21 protein-coding genes and 1 riboswitch are annotated in these 21241 nt (G+C 39.5%); of the genes, 14 read left to right on the forward strand and 7 right to left on the reverse strand.

The features are described 5' to 3' along the window. Window positions 1-375 precede the first annotated feature (375 nt). Window positions 376-1548 (forward strand): polysaccharide lyase family 7 protein, encoded by a 1173-nt coding sequence (locus H5089_RS06530; protein ID WP_182711803.1) that lies wholly within the window; start codon window positions 376-378, stop codon window positions 1546-1548. Between the two features lie 57 nt (window positions 1549-1605). On the opposite strand, the gene H5089_RS06535 is transcribed toward H5089_RS06530, so the two are convergent. Further along, window positions 1606-2577: a zinc transporter ZntB gene (locus tag H5089_RS06535; protein WP_024605062.1), complete on the reverse strand. Its 972-nt coding sequence runs from the start codon at window positions 2575-2577 to the stop codon at window positions 1606-1608. Window positions 2578-2865: 288 nt separating this feature from the next. On the opposite strand from H5089_RS06535, the gene H5089_RS06540 reads away from it, so the two are divergent. The 3 genes from H5089_RS06540 to H5089_RS06550 are packed head-to-tail and all read left to right on the forward strand — an operon-like array spanning window position 2866 to window position 5253. After that, window positions 2866-3300, forward strand: coding sequence for an ATP-dependent zinc protease (locus tag H5089_RS06540; RefSeq protein ID WP_002961974.1), 435 nt, complete (start codon window positions 2866-2868; stop codon window positions 3298-3300). Window positions 3301-3302: 2 nt separating this feature from the next. Further along, a complete protein-coding gene (gene rimK / locus H5089_RS06545; protein WP_002961977.1) occupies window positions 3303-4208 on the forward strand; it encodes a 30S ribosomal protein S6--L-glutamate ligase in 906 nt (301 codons plus the stop codon). Continuing rightward, a complete protein-coding gene (locus H5089_RS06550; protein WP_002961978.1) occupies window positions 4195-5253 on the forward strand; it encodes a succinylglutamate desuccinylase/aspartoacylase family protein in 1059 nt (352 codons plus the stop codon). The genes rimK and H5089_RS06550 overlap by 14 nt, the downstream gene beginning before the upstream one ends. 104 nt (window positions 5254-5357) lie before the next feature. On the opposite strand, the gene H5089_RS06555 is transcribed toward H5089_RS06550, so the two are convergent. The 4 genes from H5089_RS06555 to recQ form a co-directional block, all read right to left on the reverse strand. Continuing rightward, a complete protein-coding gene (locus H5089_RS06555) occupies window positions 5358-5930 on the reverse strand; it encodes a mechanosensitive ion channel domain-containing protein (protein WP_138489650.1) in 573 nt (190 codons plus the stop codon). Window positions 5931-5994: 64 nt separating this feature from the next. Next, on the reverse strand, window positions 5995-7704 hold the full coding sequence (locus H5089_RS06560; protein WP_182671485.1) for a BamA/TamA family outer membrane protein: 1710 nt from the start codon (window positions 7702-7704) through the stop codon (window positions 5995-5997). Window positions 7705-7873: 169 nt separating this feature from the next. Beyond that, window positions 7874-8158 carry a DUF3630 family protein gene (locus tag H5089_RS06565; protein WP_002961372.1) on the reverse strand — a complete coding sequence of 95 codons (285 nt, stop codon included), beginning with the start codon at window positions 8156-8158 and terminating at the stop codon, window positions 7874-7876. Between the two features lie 7 nt (window positions 8159-8165). After that, on the reverse strand, window positions 8166-9989 hold the full coding sequence (gene recQ, locus H5089_RS06570; protein WP_182711804.1) for a DNA helicase RecQ: 1824 nt from the start codon (window positions 9987-9989) through the stop codon (window positions 8166-8168). Between the two features lie 133 nt (window positions 9990-10122). Between recQ and H5089_RS06575 the strand changes: the two genes are divergently transcribed. Then, entirely contained in the window at window positions 10123-10578 is a 456-nt protein-coding gene (locus H5089_RS06575) for a thioesterase family protein (protein ID WP_182711805.1), read from the forward strand. A 51-nt stretch (window positions 10579-10629) separates the two neighbouring features. Then, window positions 10630-11547 (forward strand): EamA family transporter RarD, encoded by a 918-nt coding sequence (gene rarD, locus H5089_RS06580; RefSeq protein WP_039488332.1) that lies wholly within the window; start codon window positions 10630-10632, stop codon window positions 11545-11547. Between the two features lie 16 nt (window positions 11548-11563). On the opposite strand, the gene H5089_RS06585 is transcribed toward rarD, so the two are convergent. Continuing rightward, a complete protein-coding gene (locus H5089_RS06585) occupies window positions 11564-12799 on the reverse strand; it encodes a response regulator (protein WP_182711806.1) in 1236 nt (411 codons plus the stop codon). An 86-nt stretch (window positions 12800-12885) separates the two neighbouring features. Continuing rightward, the gene (locus tag H5089_RS06590) at window positions 12886-13260 is read right to left on the reverse strand and encodes a DUF413 domain-containing protein (RefSeq protein ID WP_024596244.1); all 375 of its coding nucleotides are present in this window, start codon (window positions 13258-13260) and stop codon (window positions 12886-12888) included. 91 nt (window positions 13261-13351) lie between these two features. Here H5089_RS06590 and H5089_RS06595 point away from each other — a divergent pair, with 91 nt between their 5' ends. The 8 genes from H5089_RS06595 (at window position 13352) to ung (ending at window position 21185) form a co-directional block, all read left to right on the forward strand. After that, window positions 13352-14224 carry a LysR family transcriptional regulator gene (locus H5089_RS06595; protein ID WP_024596245.1) on the forward strand — a complete coding sequence of 291 codons (873 nt, stop codon included), beginning with the start codon at window positions 13352-13354 and terminating at the stop codon, window positions 14222-14224. 166 nt (window positions 14225-14390) lie between these two features. Then, window positions 14391-15323 carry a porin gene (locus tag H5089_RS06600; RefSeq protein WP_182711807.1) on the forward strand — a complete coding sequence of 311 codons (933 nt, stop codon included), beginning with the start codon at window positions 14391-14393 and terminating at the stop codon, window positions 15321-15323. A gap of 62 nt (window positions 15324-15385) precedes the next feature. Further along, a riboswitch (cobalamin riboswitch) is annotated at window positions 15386-15520 on the forward strand. Window positions 15521-15766: 246 nt separating this feature from the next. Beyond that, a complete protein-coding gene (locus H5089_RS06605; RefSeq protein WP_182711808.1) occupies window positions 15767-16579 on the forward strand; it encodes an ABC transporter ATP-binding protein in 813 nt (270 codons plus the stop codon). Between the two features lies 1 nt (window position 16580). Next, window positions 16581-17585 (forward strand): iron ABC transporter permease, encoded by a 1005-nt coding sequence (locus H5089_RS06610; protein WP_182711809.1) that lies wholly within the window; start codon window positions 16581-16583, stop codon window positions 17583-17585. 4 nt (window positions 17586-17589) lie between these two features. Continuing rightward, a complete protein-coding gene (locus H5089_RS06615) occupies window positions 17590-19074 on the forward strand; it encodes a cobyric acid synthase (protein WP_182711810.1) in 1485 nt (494 codons plus the stop codon). Beyond that, window positions 19067-19666, forward strand: a complete 600-nt coding sequence (cobO, locus tag H5089_RS06620; protein ID WP_024604202.1) for a cob(I)yrinic acid a,c-diamide adenosyltransferase — start codon at window positions 19067-19069, stop codon at window positions 19664-19666. The genes H5089_RS06615 and cobO overlap by 8 nt, the downstream gene beginning before the upstream one ends. Further along, the gene (locus tag H5089_RS06625; RefSeq protein WP_182711811.1) at window positions 19666-20526 is read left to right on the forward strand and encodes a cobalamin-binding protein; all 861 of its coding nucleotides are present in this window, start codon (window positions 19666-19668) and stop codon (window positions 20524-20526) included. The genes cobO and H5089_RS06625 overlap by 1 nt, the downstream gene beginning before the upstream one ends. After that, complete coding sequence (gene ung / locus H5089_RS06630) at window positions 20523-21185, forward strand: uracil-DNA glycosylase (protein ID WP_182711812.1); 663 nt, start codon at window positions 20523-20525, stop codon at window positions 21183-21185. Before H5089_RS06625 ends, ung begins: the two co-directional genes overlap by 4 nt. Window positions 21186-21241 lie beyond the last annotated feature (56 nt).

A 21241-nucleotide genomic window follows, 5' to 3' on the forward strand; every position in this document is an offset into this window, starting at 1 on the left:
GTGTTATTTATTTTTTAGTACTTATGTCTGAAATTAAAATTTATTTTTAAAAATTAATTCGTTACTTAATAAAATATAATATATTGATTAAATTGGAATTTAAATTAATTTTTAAGTGGTAATAAAGATAAAAGTAATACTTATTTGCTGTACCACACTGTGTTGACATATTGGTAACAATAAATATAACCTTCACTCCGCCTTCGGGTATACTTTTGGTAATGTTAATTGGTAAGTTTTATTTGCCATTTAAATTACCATTACTATTCATACACAATTAAAAACCTGTATAGCGGTAAGATCTAAGTGTTAGTGAATTTCACTAACCTAAGTAGTTAGGTTGTTTTTATGTTCAGGTTTAAAGGAATAAAGATAATGATTAACCACAAGAAATTGTTTATTTGCACTGCAATTACTGCAACCTCAGCGTTATCTCACGCTGCAACTATTAATAACCCTGGCTTTGAAAGCGGTTTTAGTAGTTGGAACGAAACTGAGCCAGCGGCTATTTCATCTGATGCATATAGCGGATCTAAATCGTTAAAAATTCAGGGAAGTCCAGCACGTGTTTATCAATTAGTAAATATTCTGCCAAACACTGAATATACGTTAAGTGCTTATGTACTTGGTAAAGGGCAGATTGGGGTTAACGACTTAAACGGTTTATTTAAAAACAAAACCTTTGATGTATCGTCTTGGACTAAGGTAACTAAAACGTTTACTTCAGCGAATACCAATTCACTGCAAGTATTTGCTAAGCATTACAATAGCTCAAGTGATGTACGCTTTGATAATTTTACATTAGTTGAGGGCAGTAATAATGGCGGTGGCACTGATGATGGTGCAGGATCTGGAGACGGTACAACGATTCCAAGCAGCATTACAAGTGGTAGTGTTTTTGATTTAGAAGGGGATAGCCCTAACCCGTTAGTGAACGATAGTACGTTAGTATTTGTACCTTTGGAGGCACAGCATATTACGCCTAACGGGAATGGCTGGCGTCATGAGTACAAGGTAAAAGAAAGCTTGCGTGTTGCCATGACACAGTCTTACGAAGTATTTGAAGCAACTGTAAAAGTTGAAATGTCTGATGGCGGTAAAACAATTATTTCACAGCACCACGCCAGCGATACTGGGACTATTTCTAAAGTGTATGTTTCAGATACTGATGAATCAGGTTTTAACGACAGCGTAGCGGGTAATGGCATTTTTGATGTGTATGTTCGTTTGCGTAATACCAGTGGCAATGAAGAAAAATTTGCGCTAGGTACTATCACAAGCGGTGAGTCATTTAACTTGCGAGTGGTAAATAATTACGGCGATGTAGATGTAAGTGCACTAGGTAATTCGTTTGGTATTCCTGTAGAAGATGATTCTGAATCTTACTTTAAGTTTGGTAACTACTTACAGTCTCAAGATCCAAATACTCTAGATAAATGCGGTGAAGCAGGTAACTCTAATTCATTCAAAAATTGCTTTGAAGATTTAGGCATTACCCAATCAAAAGTAACAATGACTAATGTTACTTATACCCGTCAAACAAACTAAGTAGTCACTTAATTATGGCCACTCAATTGAGTGGCCATATTAAATATGCGTTTTAATTTACAGCCATTTTTTATTTTTAAAATACACACCAATACCGCCAGTAAGCACAATTAAAAATATGACAAAAGCACTAAACGCATAAGGGCTCTCTGTACCAGGAATGCCTCCTACGTTTACACCTAAAAGCCCCGTTAAAAAGCCCAGTGGTAAAAAAAGTGCTGCCACTACAGACATAACATACATTCGCTGGTTTAACTGCTCAGAAACTTGGTTAGTGATTGTTTGCTGAATAATTTGCGCACGCTCAATTGAACTATCTAGCTCTTCAAGATAACGAATTAATAAGTTGGTGGTTTCATTAAGTTTTGCTTTATCGTCATCTAATAACCATAGGTAGTGGTTATTTACCATTGAGCTAAGGGCTTCTTTTTGCGGTTTTAAATAACGTTTTAAGGCAATAGTTTGGCGTCGCAATTGTGATAAGCCTTGGTTGTCAAACTTTTTACTTGGTTCATCTATTTCTTCTTCAAACTCGTCGAGTGTTTCATCTAGTGAGTCAATAACGCTTTGCATACGTGAGGTTAATTTTTGTGTAATAGAGCACACTAATTCAGAAATGTTGCATGGGCCTTTATTTTCATTTAAACAGGCGAGCGTATCTTGCACCGATAATAAACGGCGCTTACGGGTAGTAATAAGAATGTCTTCGCTAATAAATAAACGAATTGAAACCATGTCTTCAGGGCTTTGTGCTGGATTTAAATTTACACCACGTAAAAATAACATGTGCCCGTTAGTTGTAGCCGTAATACGTGGGCGTGTTTCATCAGCAATTAAAGACTCTAGTTCGTAATCGTTTAAATGAGGCTGTGCCTTGAGCCATTCAACTGCCTCACTTTGGCTATAATCCATGTGCACCCAAAGTTTACCTTGGCTTGGTTGCCAGCTATTTAGCTCATTAGTGCTTCCAATAGGACGAGCGCCGCCTTGTCCATCAAGTACAAGTGCATGTAGTAAACCATTAATCATAATTAGTTCTCATAATAGTGTATTTTTAATACTGTTAACTATAGTGTATCTACTTAGTTGCTTACAGGCTTACCTTTACTTTTAATAAGTTAAGCTTAAATAGCAAAATATATGCAGAGCCTCTATGTTGAGCAAAGTGGTATTTAAAGTACGGCTTAGCAAGGCGTGCATTGTGTGACCAGTTGCTTAAAAAGATCAATTTAATTTACTAATCGACTAGATAAATTTATTTCGTTGGTGTTTTTTGATCTGTAGCGTATAAGTCACTTTTTTATTAAGGGCACATTTATGACAGCAAAGATCACAGTTGGTTGGCGTGAGTGGTTAAGTTTACCTGAGCTTGGTATTAACGAGATAAAAGCAAAAATTGATACTGGCGCTCGCACTTCATGTATTCATGCAATTAACATTGAAGAATACGAAGTTGACTCAGAAAAATGGGTTAAATTTACGGCCCAACCACTGCAAGATGATGAGCAAACGCAAGTCACTTGCAATGCAAAAGTTAAAAAAATGAAGTACGTAACCAGCTCAAGTGGGCAAAAAGAGCTACGCTACTTTATAGAAACGACATTACATGCAGGCGAGCATAGCTGGCCTATCGAGCTTACTTTAACAAGCCGTGCAACAATGAAGTTTAGAATGTTATTAGGGCGTACAGCCATGGAAAATCGTATAGTCGTTGACCCGGCTTTATCTCAACTATTAGGTCGTAAGGTTTAACTATGAAAATCGGTATTTTATCTCGTAACAGAAAGCTATATTCAACACGTCGCTTAATTGAGGCAGCAGAAGCACGCGGCCACGAAGTTAAAGTGATTGATGCATTGCGTTGTTATATGAATATCAACTCTGAGCAACCAGAAATTCACTATCGCGGTGAAAACTTAAAAGAATTTGACGCAATTGTCCCGCGTATTGGTGCATCGGTTACATTTTATGGCTGTTCGGTACTTCGTCAGTTTGAAATGATGGGTGTTTATCCTGTAAACGAATCAGTCGCTATTTCTCGTTCGCGCGATAAATTACGTTCACTTCAGTTACTTTCGCGCAAAGGCGTTGGTATGCCAGTAACAGGTTTTGCCAGCAAACCCGATGACGTAAAAGACTTACTAGAAATGGTAGGCGGTGCACCTGTTGTAATTAAATTACTTGAAGGCACACAAGGCATTGGTGTCGTACTTGCTGAAACACGCAAAGCAGCTGAAAGTGTTATTGAAGCGTTTATGGGCTTAAAAGCCAATATTATGGTTCAAGAATATATTAAAGAAGCGGGTGGTGCAGACATACGTTGTTTTGTATTAGGCGACAAAGTAATCGCAGCAATGAAGCGCCAAGCACAAGAAGGTGAGTTCCGCTCTAACCTTCACCGTGGTGGTAGCGCTACATTAGTTCGCATTACTCCAGAGGAACGTAAAACGGCAGTAGCAGCGGCTAAATCAATGGGCTTAAATGTAGCGGGAGTTGATTTACTTCGCTCATCTCGTGGGCCACTTGTGATGGAAGTTAACTCATCACCAGGTTTAGAGGGCATTGAAATAGCAACAGGTAAAGATATTGCAGGTATGGTAATTGATTTCATCGAAAAAAATGCCTCAAGTAAAGGAACAGCAACACGTGGCAAAGGTTAAAATTAACCGTCCTTTTTCCTTATTAGGAGAAAATGTAGGCGTAGGCGAGCGTAAAACGCTTGCCTTAGAAGCAGCTAAGCTTTACACCCATTCACCACTTAATATTCCTATTGAAGTGGTTAATGGTGTAATGGAAGGCCCTGTGCTTATGGTGTGTGCGGCTATTCATGGTGATGAGCTAAATGGTGTAGAAGTTGTGCGTCAGTTACTTGCTAAAATAGATCCAAGCCAATTGCGCGGAACAATAATCGCTGTGCCTATTGTGAATGTGTTTGGCTTTATTCACAAATCGCGTTATTTACCAGATAGACGCGATATGAATCGCAGCTTCCCAGGTTCTGAACGTGGTTCATTAGCTGGGCGTATGGCTTATATGTTTTTTAATCAAGTGGCAGTACATTGTACTCACATTATTGATTTGCATACTGGCGCTATTCATCGTACTAATTTGCCGCAAATTCGCGCTAATTTAGAAGATGAAGCAACCGCTGAAATGGCTAAAGCATTTGGTACGCCGGCGGTTATAAATGCATCCCTTCGTAATGGTTCATTACGCAGTGAAGCCGCAAATTTAGGTATACCTGTTATTACTTATGAAGCAGGCGAAGCGCTACGCTTTGATCCTATCGCTATTGCGGCAGGTGTGCAGGGCGTTGATTATGTTATGCGCCATTTAAAAATGATCCGTGGCAAGCGCCCTAAAAAGTTACCAGATCCTATTATTGCAGGTTCGACTAGTTGGATACGTGCAGAGGTTGATGGCATTGTGCGTGCACAAGTATCACTAGGGGAGCATGTAACTAAAGGGCAAGTGCTTGCATATATAAGTAGCCCTCTAGGGGATTCTGAGCTTGAGCTTTTAGCGCCTAAAGGCGGTATTGTTATTGGTCAGCAAACGATGCCATTGGTAAATGAAGGTGATGCGGTATTCCACCTTGCTTACTTTGCAAACGACAATAGTTTAGTAGAGCAGCAACTAGAGAACTTTATTGATGAGATAAATGATTTAGATGACGAGCTTAAAACAGCTGAACTAAATAACTAATAGCTAAACTAAATTCTGTTTAGCTAAGCATTAAAAAGCCGCAGTAGGTAATTACTTACTGCGGCTTTTTTGTGGACATTGCTTTATCAACGATGCTTTTTAAACTATGTTTTTTTAGGACCAATAATACGCTTTATAACAGGGGTTTTAGTTGGCTTTGGTTCTTTATTTAAAACCATGACAGGACGGGTCACAAATAAATTGTTAGGGTAAATTACACGGTGCCCATCAATATGTTCAAGTACTACATTCATTAAGCCCATTTCAACAATGCGCCCTTCAACATGATTCGCACCATCAATAATTCGTACCCAATAACCAACGCGGCAATCGTTTTGAATAAACATCAGTAAAAATGCGGTGAGGTTACTCAATAATGACCAAGCGGCAAAAAGCGCTACCCCTAACATGGCAAATAAAGAAGAGCCTAAAACCAATAAACCACGCAGCTCTATACCCCAAAATACTAAAACCAAACACAGTACTACAAAGGCAAGTATAATTTTTAGTAAAAGCTCTGCACGGTATTTTCGGTGCAAATCTACTTTGCCTTTAATCGCTTTTTCGAGTAGTTTTTTGGTTATTTTTAATAGAAGAGGGAAAACCAAAATAGCGATTATAGTTACAACTAACTTATATTGTGATGCAAACAATTCTAAAACTTCTATTATTTCCACATTAGGTCCTGAACTTTCATAACAATTTAATGCAATTGGTATTAGTTTAACGTGTTTGTATTATTTAAAAAGTGTTTTTAACGCTTACTAGCCACTGGACTGAGTCTACATCGTCGTAGCTATCAACAGGGGCGGCAATATCAATGTGGATCATGGTTCCTGAGTTTGCGCGACTCGGTGCCAAACGCAGACCAACGCCTACATTTTTCAATACATGTGCATTTTCACCGTTATCTTCATCGTTAAACCATGCTCTGCCTACATCTACAAAAGCTGCGCCACCCACTTTAAATAGTTGCAGTAAATCGTACTCCCAGTAATAGCGCTTTTCTAAATTAACTAAAAAGCTGCGGTCGCCATGTTGATAATCCATAGGGTAACCACGCAGGCCTGTTTCGCCGCCTAAAGTAAGCTGTTGATCAGCAGTCAGGTTTTTGGCGTATTGCACGCGGGCTTTAACATACCAAGATTGGTCTTCACTGGTATTTAAATAATATTGTACTTGGCTGGTGGCCATAAAGTTTTCGAGTTTTTTCTGTTCTTTATTCCAATAGCCATCAATATCAGCACTAAAACGCCATAAAGTATTATCGTTAGTAAAGTGGGCTTTTTTAAAGTTAAAAGAATACACCGCGCGGCTGTCGTCATTACTTAATGACTCATCTGAATAGCCAATTAAGCTTTTAATATTCCAACCTAAATTTAAATCCTCAGTGCGAGATATACTGTCGAAGTTGCGTACTTTTATGTAGTTATCTTCAAACCAATGGCCGCTTATAAAGGGATAACTTAAGCTTCTGTCATCGGCAAGTGGTGCAAATGTAGTGTCTATAGCTTCAAAGGTATGTTGCTCATCGGTATAGCCTAACGTTAGTCGCTGGGTCCAATTATTATTAAGCGCTTTAGAGTGTCCTATAAATACACGGTTTAAATCGGTAGTTTGATCAAATTCGCTAAACTCTTCGCCGCGTTTATATAGTGACTCTTCGCGCTGCTCAGAATAGCTTAAAATACCGTAACTAAAGGGGGTGTCAATTGCGTAAAATGGATAGGTTAGCTCAAGCAAATGGCGCTTGCCGTCGCTGTTATCGGCGTACTCTAAACGGCCTCGGTAGCGAGTAGATAAAATATTCGGATCGTCGTAAACAAATAAGTAACCGCTGCGATCGCTGTCAGTGGTGCGCGAAAAAGAAAGGCGCTTACCCCACCCAAGCAGGTTAGATTCTCTAAAACCTATACTCGATTTGTTTTCTCCACCGCTTCGACTAAAGTTCACTTCAGGTAAAAGTGTCCATAAATCACGGGTAACCACTTCTACATTAACGTCGCCGTCGCAGTTTTCGGTAGCACTAATTTGTGCATCATATAAGTAGCTTTCTTTACGAAGTAAACGCTCAGATTCTGCGAGCTTTTTAGCGTCGTACTTGTCACCTGGGGAGAATAATAAAAGGTTATTAATGACATCGGGCTCTGTTTGAATGTGAGCGCGATTAGCAAAACGGAATAAAGCATTATTTTCCTCTTCAAGCTCAGTATTAAATACATTAAGTTGCTTGAGCTTTATTGAGGCTATTTTAGCGTTACTATTACTGTGCGTGAGGGTTGTTTTGTCTTGAACTTCTCGGCGTAGGTTTTTATTCGTGCTTAAATCTGTCTGTTCTACAAGGCAGTTATCAGTTTTCATTGAAGATTGTTGTGCGAACGTTTTAGGCACATAAAAGCTTAAAACCGTTAAACTAATACAACATTGTGCTATCCATTTCTTGCTCACCATTAAACCTCTTACTGCTACGTAGCAAATGACTATCGTAATATCAGCTTACATCATTGTTATTATAATGTAAGTAAAAGGTATGGATTTTGAAATTAATTAATTGTTACCCATATTCACTTTTGTTAATAGCCAGCTGGTTTGCAGCGACCTATGCGCTAAGCATTAAAAGCTAGCTTAAATAAAATGCTAAAGCGGCGAGTAAGTGTTCAGCTTCATGACCTTCGGCATTAATCCAGATGCTTTGGCTGTAATGCTCATAGTTTAAATTAAAGGTTTGATGATTATAGGTAAAGCGAACTTGATGGCGATCGGCGCCTGCAGAATATTCGTTGAGTGTTACTTCGTCTGAGTGTAAAAATAATGTACTCCACAGCTCAAAGTCTTCATCGTTTGGTAGCTCAATGGGATTAATCAAAATACATTTGTGTGTATGGTCATATTCTATTTGGGTCATAATGCTCTTAATTAGTAGCTAGGTAATGTCGAATTGCCGTTAAAAATTCGCCGCCGTACTTATTTAACTTAGTAAAACCAACACCTGAGACCTTTAAAAATTCACTGTCGTTTGTTGGCATAAGCTGCGCCATTTCGGCTAACGTTTTATCATTAAATACTACATAAGGTGGCACATCGTCGGCATCAGCAAGTTCTTTACGAAGTGCGCGCAGGCGAGCAAAGAGTTTTTTGTCGTAATTAAATTGCGCTAACTTATCTTGATAAACGTGTTTGGCTTGCAGGCGTGGCTCGGCTAATTGCAGTGCGTATTCACCTTTTAAAATTACACGCGCGGCTTCTGTTAATCTAAGTGACGCACCTTGTGTTATATCTTGGCTAAGTAAGCCTTGATGAATAAGTTGGCGTAAAATACTGAGCCAAAACTCACTGCTTTTATCTTTACCTATGCCGTAGGTACTTAATTCATGATGATTATTATCGCGGATGCGGCTCGTGTTTGCACCGCGAAGTAACTCAACAATATAACCAAGTCCAAAACGTTGTCCCGCTCTGTACACACACGAAAGTGCTTGCTGAGCGACTAACGTACCATCAAAGCTTTGTGGCGGATTTAAGCAAATATCGCAGTTGCCACAAGGTTCGCGTTGATATTCACTAAAATAGTTAAGTAATATTTGACGACGACATGTTTGCGCTTCGGCAAAGCTTGCCATTGCATTAAAGCGTTGTTCTTCTACGCGGCGGCGTTGTTCGTCGTCTATGTCTTCAAAAAAGCGCCTTACGCGACCTATATCAGCTGGATCAAAATACATTATAGCTTCTGCGGCAAGTCCATCTCGCCCAGCTCGACCAGTTTCTTGATAGTACGACTCTATACTTTTTGGAATATCGTAATGCAGTACAAAACGCACATTAGGCTTGTTTATGCCCATACCAAAAGCAACGGTTGCGACCACTATTTGTATATCGTCACGGGCAAACCCGGTTTGTACAAATTGTCGTTGCTCGTTACTCATACCAGCATGATAAGCGGCAGCGTTTAGTCCTGCATCTGCAAGCTTTTCAGCAATGTCGTCTACGCGTTTACGGCTGGTGCAATAAATGATACCGCTTTGGCTTTTTTGCTCCTTTAGGTAGCGAAGCAATTGCACCATAGGTTTAAATTTTTCTTCTATGGTGTAACGAATATTGGGGCGATCAAAGCTGCCAGTATGAATATAAGGCTGTTGTAGTTTTAATTGCTCAACTATATCAAACCGTGTGGCTTTATCGGCGGTGGCGGTTAATGCCATCATTGGGACATGTGCAAAACGTTGCTTTAATTCGTTTAAGCGAAAGTAATGAGGTCTAAAGTCATGACCCCAATGCGACACACAGTGCGCTTCGTCAATAGCAAATAAACTCACATTTAAATGCGATAAACGCTCTAAAAATTCGTGTTGTAATACTTTTTCAGGCGCCACATATAAGAGCTTAATTTGCCCCTGATGAAGCTGTTGATACACCAATTGCTGTTCTTCTCGTGCTAAGCTGTTATTAACGTAAGCGGCTTTTACCCCAAGAGCTTGCAGTTGCGTTACCTGATCTTGCATTAGCGATATAAGCGGAGATATAACAATGGTTACGCCTTCGAGTACTAAAGCAGGGATTTGGTAGCACACCGATTTTCCGCCGCCAGTAGGAAGCAATACAAGCGAGTCTTGACCGTTAATAGCGGCATCAATAACTGCTTTTTGACCGTCGCGAAATTCACTGTAGCCAAACACTTGTTTGAGGACAGTTTCGGGTTTACGCACAAGGGTGCTAGAAGGTGGAGTTGATGTATTCATTGGCGGGTATTTTAGTGGTTTTTTAGTGAGATGTCTTTAGCTGAGTTACTTGATAAATTATTTAAGTGGAGTCTCGTAGTTTTACACTATGTATGTTTTACTCATCTTACCTGTTTTGACATAGAGAATAATAATGAATAAAGAAATGTTAATTGAACAAGTGGGCGCGTTATTTGTAAATGGCATGCCGTTTAACCAGTTTTTACAAATATCGGTTGAGTCGTTAAGCCCTGAACAGGCCAAAATTACGTTCCCGTGGCAGGATGTACTAATTGGTAACCCTGCGCAAAAAATACTCCATGGTGGTGTTATTTCAGCCGTACTTGATAATGTAGGCGGTATGCTCGCTGCAGCAAGTGTAATTGATAAACTCATCGATTTAGATATTACAAGCGTGCAAACAAAATTAGCCACGCTTGGGACTATCGACTTACGTACTGATTATTTGCGCCCTGGTAAAGGAGAGAGCTTTACTGCCAGCGCAACACTTATTCGTTCAGGTAATAAAGTATGTGTATGCAGAATGGAATTACATAACGAACAGTCTGTTCAAATTGCTTTTGGAACCGGCACGTATTTAGTTGGATAAAACGCGTATGGCAAGTAAACTAGCGGCCTTTTAAATCACTAAGTGTGTATTATGTCGATTGATACTGAGCAGCGTAAAGGTGCTATTTTTGCTTGTCTTGCTTTTTTAATGTGGGGCCTTGCGCCAATATACTTTAAGTTGATTCAGCATGTTTCTGCTTTTGAAATTTTAATGCATCGGGTTATTTGGTCGGTTGTGTTTTTAGTATTGGTAGTAAGTGTTTTACGGTATTGGGGTAAAATTAAACGCATTATCGTTCAACCTAAGCTTTTGCTTATGCTTGTTATCACCTCTGCACTGCTTGGGTTTAATTGGGGTTTATTTATATGGGCTATAAATAATAACCACATGCTTGATGCAAGCTTGGGCTATTACATAAATCCTCTTTTAAATGTATTACTGGGTATGCTTTTTTTAGGCGAACGCCTGCGTAAGTTCCAAGGCGTAGCAGTAGCCCTTGCCTTTAGCGGTGTAGTGCTGCAGCTAATTAGTTTTGGCTCGTTTCCGGTAGTTGCCTTTTCACTGGCTATATCATTTGCACTTTATGGTTTATTACGTAAAAAGTTACCGGTTGAAGCCTTGCCTGGCATTTTACTCGAAGCACTTATATTACTGCCTGTCGCACTTATTTATTGGTGGTTAATGGTGCCTACAGCAACATCAAGTCTGCCAGCTAATGATTGGCATACTAATGTACTACTGATTAGTGCAGGTATTGTAACTACATTACCACTGCTGTGTTTTACCGGTGCAGCTAAGCGTTTGCAATATACTACACTTGGCTTTTTTCAATACATTGGGCCAAGCTTAATGTTTATACTAGCTGTGGTGTTTTATGGTGAAGTGTTTGATGCAGAGCGTGTAGTAACATTTGCATGTATTTGGAGTGCACTGGCTATTTTTAGTTGGGACTCTTACCATCAATCACGCAAACGTAAAAAAGCGGCTATTACAGCCGCAGAAGTATAATTAACTAATAAAATGGTTAACTAACTACTTTATTACGACCAGATTCTTTAGCGTCGTAAAGCTTTAAGTCGGCCTGTTTTAAAAGTTCATCAATTTGATAAACAGGCCCGTTTGCAAAGCCAATAGAAATGGTGAATTTTATTTTAGCTTTACTAAACTCTTGGCTATTCATTTCTATAAAATACCTAAAGCCTTCAAGGCGTTTAAGGGCTTCTTGTTTATCTGCATCTATAAAATAAACTGCAAACTCTTCACCGCCTAAGCGCGCTACTAAGTGCTTTTTAAAGTATTTACTGAAGCAAATAGAGAGCCCTTTTAATACTTCGTCGCCAACATCGTGTCCGTATGTATCGTTAATTGATTTAAAGTGATCAATATCAAGCATAGCTAAAGCACCGTCACCTTTAATATGTTTTATTTGCTTTAATGATTTTTCAGCTTCTTCAAAAAAGTAACGACGATTTGGTAAATTAGTTAAATAATCCGTGTTGGCTTGTCGCCTTATGGTGGCTATAAGGTCTAACATATCGACGTTTTGACTAAGCCTGCAGTAAAACTCTTCGCTATTAAAAGGTTTGTGCAAATAATCGTTTGCGCCATTTTTTAAAAATAAACTAGAAAGCCCTACAGAGTCAGAACCCGAAATACCAATAATAGCTTTTTCATCATTGCTATATAAGCGACGAATCTCGCTACATAGTTCATCGCCATTCATATTGGGCATTTCATTATCAGTAATAATAACTGAAATATCAGGTGAAGCTTCAAGCAGGTTTAACGCTTCTTGTCCGTCTTGTGCTTCAATAATTTGATACTTATGGCGCACTAATAAACTACAAATGTATCGTCGGGTCGATTTAGAGTCGTCAACAACGAGTACTTTTACATTTTCGTTGCGAGGCAGGCGCTGTAACTGTTTTTCGAGGTACTGATAAGCTTGTTTATTTTCTTTAATGATGTAATCGATGATTGGGTATTTTTCTACAGTGTCGCGAGTTTTTTTATCAATATTGCCCGTCATTACAATAGTTGGAATGTCTGCATTAATAGTACAAGGTACAGCCTCACCTAATGGGGCATCAGGTAATATAAAGTCAACTACAGCGCAAAAATAGCTATTTTTACTTATAAGCTCTTTTGTTTGCGCTAATGACTCAGCTATATCAACTTCATAACCAGCCTTAAGCGCGATGTGCTTTTGCACTCGCGCCATGGCAGGTGTATCTTCAACTATTAGTATTTTTCGCGTCACGGAACAACCCTATATATATTTTGCAAAAATATTTGCTTATACAAGTTGTAACTGTTAAAACGCAAAAAAGCAAATAACTTAAATACTTACAGATTATCCGCTTCTGAATAATACTCTTGGCTAATCGGCGCCGGGCTCGACATTTTTGAACGGCCAAATAAAGTATGAAACTTAGTTTTGCAGGTCGTTAGTTTTAAGTATTTTACCCAAGCTCGTTCGATTGGGTTGGTAGGTTCTTGTGAGCCAGTTACGACTGCTACAAACTGTTCTTGGTGTTCGTTTTGCGGCTCAATTGTTTTACTGTATAAGCCTTTTAAAACAACTCCGTGTTGTTCAAGTATGCTGGCTTCTAATAAGGTGAAGTTTCCGCTGCGGCTAAAGCCTCGTGGAAAGTTTTGATCATCATAAAATTGACGTTGGCTAACAAATGCTTGGCGTAGTAATGAAATGTTATTGCTCATAGCTTTATCCTCATACCTTAGTAATTAGCTGGAGTATGATGCAAGTTTGGCAATTTATTAAACAAATTATTTTTATCGTGAGGATAAAAAATTGGATATCGATTTATTAAAAACATTTGTTGAGGTAGTGCGTACGCGTCACTTTGGTAAAGCGGCCGAAAACCTTTATATTACGCAGTCTGCAGTGAGCTTTAGAATTCGCCAATTAGAGCAAGGACTTGGTGTTAATTTGTTTATTCGCCAGCGTAATAACATTCAACTTACAGCACCTGGCGAGCGTTTATTACCCCATGCACAAATGATTATTACGGGCATGCAACGCGCCAAAGTGGATGTTGCGCTTGCCGATAATATGCATAAGCAAATTAGCTTAGCAGGAACGCCCAATATTTGGGATGCTTTTTTACAGTTTGGTATAACAAATATTGTATCAGCGATGCCGGGCGTGTCATTAGTCGCAGAAGTTAAAGCACAACAAGAAAGCACTCGGCTGTTATTAGAACGCACGCTTGATTTGGCAATATTGTTTGATCCACCAAAAGTAGACGAGCTAGTGGTAGAGCGAATCTGTGAGTTGCCAATCATTCCCGTAAGCGGATACGACACTGCAACGAACGAAAACTTTTTTGATAATCAGTATGTATATGTTGATTGGGGAACTACTTTCTCACTTTGGCATGCGCGTCAGTTTACCGGTAAAACACCGCCTTATTTTAGAACCAGCACAGGACGTATTGCACTTGATTTAATACTGCAATGTGGCGGCAGTGCATTTATACCTCAAGTATTGGTAGAAGGGCATTTAGAAAAAGGTGAACTGTTTCATGTTAAAGATGTAGAAAATACCTCGCGAGACGTGTTTATAGCGTATCACAGAGACAACGAGCAAAAAGAGTTAATAGAAACCTTAGTTAATTTACTATCGCAAATGACCCCAAGCTTGTCATTAAAGAAAAGTAAGTAAGTTCGGCCGTTTATTAGGCTTTCATGTTATTTTGATTTCAAATTTAATGCATTTTTATTAATAAAAAAAGACATTAATATTTCCATTGTAATATTACTGTCATTTAGCGGTGACAAAATGCAGCAGTTTTAAAAATTAGTCTTTTGTGATTATCCAAGGAAATAACATGAAATTTGTAAAATCGAGCTTATGCTTAGCACTATTAAGTGGTTTATCTTTTAATGCACTTGCCGATGTAGACATTTACGGTAAAGCGAATGTAACAGTGCAATCATCTGATGACGGCGAAGGATCTTTTACTGAGATAAAAAGTAATGCATCTCGTCTTGGTGTTAAAGGTTCTGAAAAAATAAATGATAGTTTAGAAGCGGTATATAAGTTTGAGTTTCAAGTTGATATGTCTGATGCTGATTCAAAAGGCGATAACGACGACAATATTTCTGCGCGTAACCAATACGTTGGTTTAAAAGGTGCGTTTGGCCAAGTGGTTATTGGTCGTAACGATACTGCGCTTAAACAATCTCAAGGTAAGTTAGACTTGTTTAACGACCTTGAAGGCGATATTAAAAATGTATTTAAAGGTGAAAACCGTTTAGGGAATACTGTTAGTTATTCATCAAACTCATACGAAGGTTTTAAAGTACTTGCTACTTTTGTAGCTGAAGATGATGTAGACGCTGATAACGGTTACTCAATGGCGGTTACTTACGGTGACGTGGCACTTAAAAAGAGCGCAGTATATGCCTCTATCGCAGCCGATAGTGAAGTAAATGGCTACGATGTAGTACGCGCGTCAATCCAAGGTAAAGTTGAAAACTTTAAGTTAGGTGCAATGTACCAAACACAAGAAAAAGTTGACGGCAGCGCAGAAGCGGATGGTTATCTATTAAATGCAGCTTACAGCATGGGTAACAACACATTTAAAGTACAATACCAAGACATGGACTTTGACGACAGCGACGATAAGTCAGCAATATCAGTTGGTCTTGATCACAAATTAAATAAAAACATTAAAGTATTTGGCTTTTACTCAAGCTTCGACATGGACAACAACGTTGACCAAGACTACGTAGGCTTAGGTATGGAATACAAGTTTTAACTATTCGCTAAATTAGTTAAAACACTCCCTTTTTAACCGCGCTCTTTTGAGTGCGGTTTTTTTTTGCTTTAAATTATTTACTTAGCCGCCCATAATAGAGCTTCATTTGGAATGAGGTGCGAGTCCTCGACTGTTCCCGCAACTGTAATTAGCGCAAAGCTTTAAGTCAGATACAAATGGTATAATACCAATTTTATTAAAAACATGATCTTTCTAGCGAATTAAATAACTTACTAACTTCGTTAAAAATTATTCATATAGAACAAGTATATGTCATAATTTCCGCCTTGTTATTAAGCTATTTATTTGTCGCTATAATAAATCACTAATTTAATGCAATTGGTATGAATTCTTTTAACGAGCGGGTTTACTCATTTTTTCTTGTAGTGCATTAGTATTTTTATCGCATTTTTAGTGAGTTTAATCCCGTCTAGGACTGACTATTGCACACTCAAACGCCATTAAATATACCATTACTAAACGTTAAAAACGTATCGTGGGGTATTGGCAATAAAACGATCCTCAAAAAAATAAACCTTAAAATAACCACAGGTAAATTTGTTGGTTTAATTGGCCCCAATGGCGCAGGTAAATCGAGCTTATTGCGTTGTTTATATCGTTTTAATAAACCCAGCGATGGCGTTGTAGAGTTTAACAGCACCGATATTTGGCAGCTAAAAAGCGATGAGTACGCAAAAAAAGTAGCGGTTGTTTTACAAGAAACCCCGTCGCAATTTAACTTAAGCGTATTTGATGTTATTGCACTTGGGCTAACGCCTCATAAATCGCTATTTAGCTCAGTAACTAACATTGATAAACAAAAAATTACCCAAGCTATCAACACTGTAGGGTTGGCAGATCATATCGATCAAAGCTTTGAGTCACTTTCGGGTGGTGAAAAGCAACGTGTCTTGATAGCCCGCGCCATAGTTCAGCAACCTCAGTTGTTAATAATGGACGAACCAACTAGCCATTTAGATGTTAAATACCAAATACAGGTAATGGAGCTTGCTAAATCGTTGGGTGTAACGGTGTTTGCATCGTTCCACGATTTAAACTTAGCTTCTGCAATGTGCGATGAACTAGTGGTTATTAAAAATGGTGAAATTACACATACAGGCACGCCAAGTGAGGTATTAACCGAAAACATGCTAGGCGACGTTTTTGGTGTCTGCGCTCAAGTAAATAACCACCCGCAAATATCGGAGTCGGGAAATAGCATCCCTCATATCACTTACTTTTATGGTTACGAATAATATGAGCGCAGTTAATACTCGCCAATCACTTGCGCTATTTATCAGTGCTGCAGCTGCTTTATTTAGCTTATTTGCAGCACTTAGTTTTGGCGCAGCAGAGACCTCACTTCAAGATGTATTTAATAGCTTTTTACTCTCAAATGATGCGTCTTTTAATTCGCGTATTATTTTTGAACTAAGAATGCCACGCACATTACTCGCCTTTTTAGCCGGCTCTGGCTTAGCAATTGCGGGGCTTATTTTACAAACGGTAACGCGTAACCCTTTAGCCGATCCTTACTTATTTGGTATATCGTCGGGTGCCTCATTTGGCGTGGTGTTACTTATGGCATTAGCAGGTATTAGCGCAGGTTTTATGTTATCGGCAGCAGCGTTATTAGGTAGCTTACTTGCCATGAGTTTATTAATACTTATTGCAGGTAGGCAGCAAAGTGCACAGGTAGAATCAATGCTATTAGCTGGTGTTGCTCTGTCGTTTTTATTTAGTGCATTTACCAGCTTGTTACTTTATTGGAGCGATCCTCAGGCGGTAGCCGCTATTTTATTTTGGACACTGGGCAGCTTTGCTCGTGCACAGTGGGCTACGCTTAGTTTGCCTTTATTGGTAATCACATTGTGTACGTTTGTAATGCTGAGCTTTAGAAGGCAGCTAAATGCTATGTTACTTGGCGATGAAAGCGCAATTACATTAGGTGTTAGGGTTCAGCGCTTTAGAATACTTATGCTGGTGTTGAGCTCATTAATTACCGCTGTGCTGGTGGCTATGTGTGGTGGTATTGGGTTTGTAGGATTAATGGTGCCGCATATTGTGCGCTTTTTTATATCCCAAGGCACCATCGCTGGCTTACTGGTAACCAGCTTGGTGGGCGGTACATTTATGGTGTGGGTTGATGTACTTTCGCGCTCATTGCTGAAAAACCAAGAACTGCCCGTAGGTGTTATTACTGCAGCTATTGGTAGCGTGTTCTTTTTGAGTTTATTGTTTTTTAGAAAGCGAAGGGTGTAATTCCATGAAAACCTTAATGGTGCAAGGCACTACATCAGATGCTGGTAAAAGCACTTTAGTTGCTGCCCTTTGCAGGGTGTTTGCTAAGCGAGGGGTAAAGGTTGCGCCTTTTAAACCACAAAATATGGCACTTAATAGCGCAGTAACAAAAGATGGCGGCGAAATTGGTCGTGCGCAAGCTTTGCAAGCAATAGCAGCTAAAGTAGAGCCAGAAATAGACTTTAACCCTATATTACTTAAGCCTAATAGCGACACGGGCGCACAAGTGATTATTCACGGAAGAGCCATTAGTAATATGGAAGCGGGCAAATATCACGACTATAAAAAAGTGGCGATGGATGCAGTAATTACTTCACATAACCGCTTAGCTAAACGCTTTGAATTACTCCTTGTTGAAGGGGCTGGGAGCCCTGCTGAAATAAATCTGCGTGAAAACGATATTGCTAACATGGGCTACGCCGAAGAGGTAGATTGCCCAGTAATTATAATTGCTGATATTGATAAAGGCGGCGTATTTGCACACTTGGTAGGTACGCTTGCGTTGTTAAGCGAGTCAGAACAAGCGCGCGTAAAGGGTTTTGTTATAAACCGCTTTAGAGGCGATATAGGTTTGCTGCAAGGCGGGCTTGATTGGCTTGAAGAATACACAAACAAACCCGTACTTGGCGTATTACCTTATTTACACGACCTTGCGCTTGATGCTGAAGACGCCGTCGCAATTGATAATAACGTAACTAACGCCACAATTAATATTGCAGTGCTGCTTGTACCCCACATTAGTAACCACACCGATTTTGATGCACTGCGTTTGCACCCAAACATTAATATAAATTATGTGCGCCATACGCAAACGATCCCAGACGTTGATCTGATAATTCTCCCAGGCAGTAAAAATGTGCTGGGTGATTTAAGTTTTTTGAAAAATGAAGGCTGGGACACTCAAATTAAGCGCCACTTACGCTATGGTGGTAAAGTACTTGGTATTTGTGGCGGCATGCAAATGCTGGGCAATACGCTCAACGATCCCGAGGGTATTGAGTCATCATTAAAGCAAGTAAATGGGCTTGCTCTGTGCGATTTTGAAACCACGCTAACAACACAAAAAGTATTAACTAAAATAACCGCTACACTGCTTTTAAATAACCAATCAACACCCTGTAGTGGTTACGAAATTCATGCAGGGATTAGCCAAGGTGCAGCGCTTAATAAGCCATTTTTAACCTTTGATGAAAGCCACCCACATGGCTTTACGTTTGATGGCTTTATTAGCGATGATAACGCCATTGCGGGCACTTATTTACATGGCTTATTTGATGAAGCCGATGCTACATCGCAAATTTTAAAATGGGTAAAACCAAGCGCCTCAATTAACCCAATTAGTATTGCCGCTCACCGCGAGCAGCAGTTAGAACGATTAGCAACCATGTGCGAAACGCATTTAAACATACAGCAAATTATCTCGATTTATGAAGGGCACAATAATGACTGAACAAAACAACGATAAGCATAAGCAGCGCCAACAAAAAGTAAAAGAACAAGTGGATGCACGTGTTGCCGCCGCACAAGATGTAAAAGGTATTTTTCAGGTAATTACCGGTAATGGTAAAGGTAAATCAACCTCAGGCTTTGGCGTTGTAGCACGCTGCGTTGGACATGGTAAAAAAGCAGCCGTTTGCCAATATATTAAAGGTACGTGGGAATGTGGCGAGCGTAATTTATTACAAAGTGCAGGTGTTGAGTTTGTTGTAATGAACACCGGTTTTACTTGGGATACACAAAATAAAGAAGCCGATACTGCAGCCGCCCAAGCAACATGGCAAGAGTCAAAACGCATGCTTGCTGATAGCAGTATTGATTTAGTATTACTCGATGAGCTTACGTATATGGTGACATACGGCTATGTTGATTTAGATGAAGTAGTAACAGCGCTTAATAACCGCCCACCCATGCAGTCAGTTATTATTACAGGGCGTGCAGCGCATCGTACTTTAACCGACCTTGCCGACACAGTAAGTGAAGTGCGTAATGTAAAACACGCATTCGACTCAGGCATAAAAGCGCTCGAAGGGTTTGATTACTAATGTTTAAAGCGTTTTCTATTGGGGTGCTGCTTTTTTGTGTATCGGGCAGTGCACTTGCAGAGCTGGCTAATGATTCTAAAAAACTGCGAATAATCGCGCTTGCACCGCACATTGTCGAAAACCTATTTGCCATAGAGGCGGGCGATAATATTGTGGGCACGGTTGATTACGCCGACTACCCAAGTGAAGCCCAAAGTATTGAGCGCATAGGGGGTTATTACGGCATCTCGCTTGAAAAAGTGTTAGCGCTTAAACCCGACTTAGTTATTGCGTGGAAAAGCGGAAATCAAAGCGAAGATTTAGCCCAAATAGAGCGTTTAGGTATAAAAGTGTATTTGAGTAACCCCGTCACAATCGCTGGTGTAGCCGACGAGTTACTTACTTTTGGTGAATTTACAGGGAATATTGAGCAAAGCCAGCAAGCGGCAAATGCATTTACACAAAAACTAAACGCGATTATTAAAAGCCAGCAAGATAAAAAAAATATTACCGGATTTTATCAGTTATGGGCTGAGCCTATGATGACGGTAGGTAAAAACACATGGATAAATCAGCTGATTGAAACATGCCATGTAAGCAATGTATTTGCACAGAGCGTTACAGATTACCCGCAAATTAGTATCGAAAATGTTATTGTTACTAAGCCACAAGTTATTATTATCCCTGATGAAAAATCAAAAACACCACAGCCGGTTGTTAATTGGCAAAAGTGGCCAGAAGTACCAGCAGTTAAAAATGATCAATTTATTAGCGTAAATGCCGATTTATTACATCGTTTTACCCCGCGCATGCTAGATGGACTCGCGGATATGTGTGTTAAAATAGACGCATCACGTAAACAGATTAAGAGTACGCAATGAGCAATTGGGCTACATTTTTAGAAAGTGAATTACAGCAACCTTACATACAGCAAACGTTAGAGTATGTGGCTAATCGCCGCAATGAAGGTGTTGCTGTTTACCCGCCTGAAGCTCAAGTATTTAGTGCTTTTGATGCCACCGCACTTAATGACATCCGCGTCGTAATTTTAGGACAAGACCCATACCACGGGGAAGGGCAAGCGCATGGCTTGTGTTTTTCGGTATTGCCTGATGTAAAAAAACTGCCACCGTCGCTTAAAAATATGTACAAAGAGTTAGCTGTCGATATCAGCGGGTTTATTATTCCTGAGCATGGTTACCTGCAAAGCTGGGCAGATCAGGGCGTGTTTTTACTCAATACAGTATTGACCGTTGAGCAAGGGCAAGCGCATTCACATAAGCATTTAGGATGGGAGCTATTTACCGATAATGTAATTGCCCATATTAATAAGCACTGCGAAGGTGTGGTATTTATTTTATGGGGGGCACATGCACAAAAAAAAGGTAAAGACATAGATAGCGCTCGCCATCATATTTTAAAAGGGCCGCACCCATCGCCGCTTTCGGCGCATAGAGGCTTTTTTGGTTGTAAGCATTTCTCACAAACGAATGAGTTATTGCAAGCCAAAAAAAATAAGCCAATTAACTGGCAAATCTAATTTATTCTAAAGAACTCAAATTGTTTAAACCATTAAAAAAGGCTTCCAGATTCTGG

The sequence above is a fragment of the Pseudoalteromonas sp. SR45-1 genome, assembly GCF_014163655.1.
GTDB classification, from domain to species: Bacteria; Pseudomonadota; Gammaproteobacteria; order Enterobacterales; family Alteromonadaceae; genus Pseudoalteromonas; species Pseudoalteromonas distincta.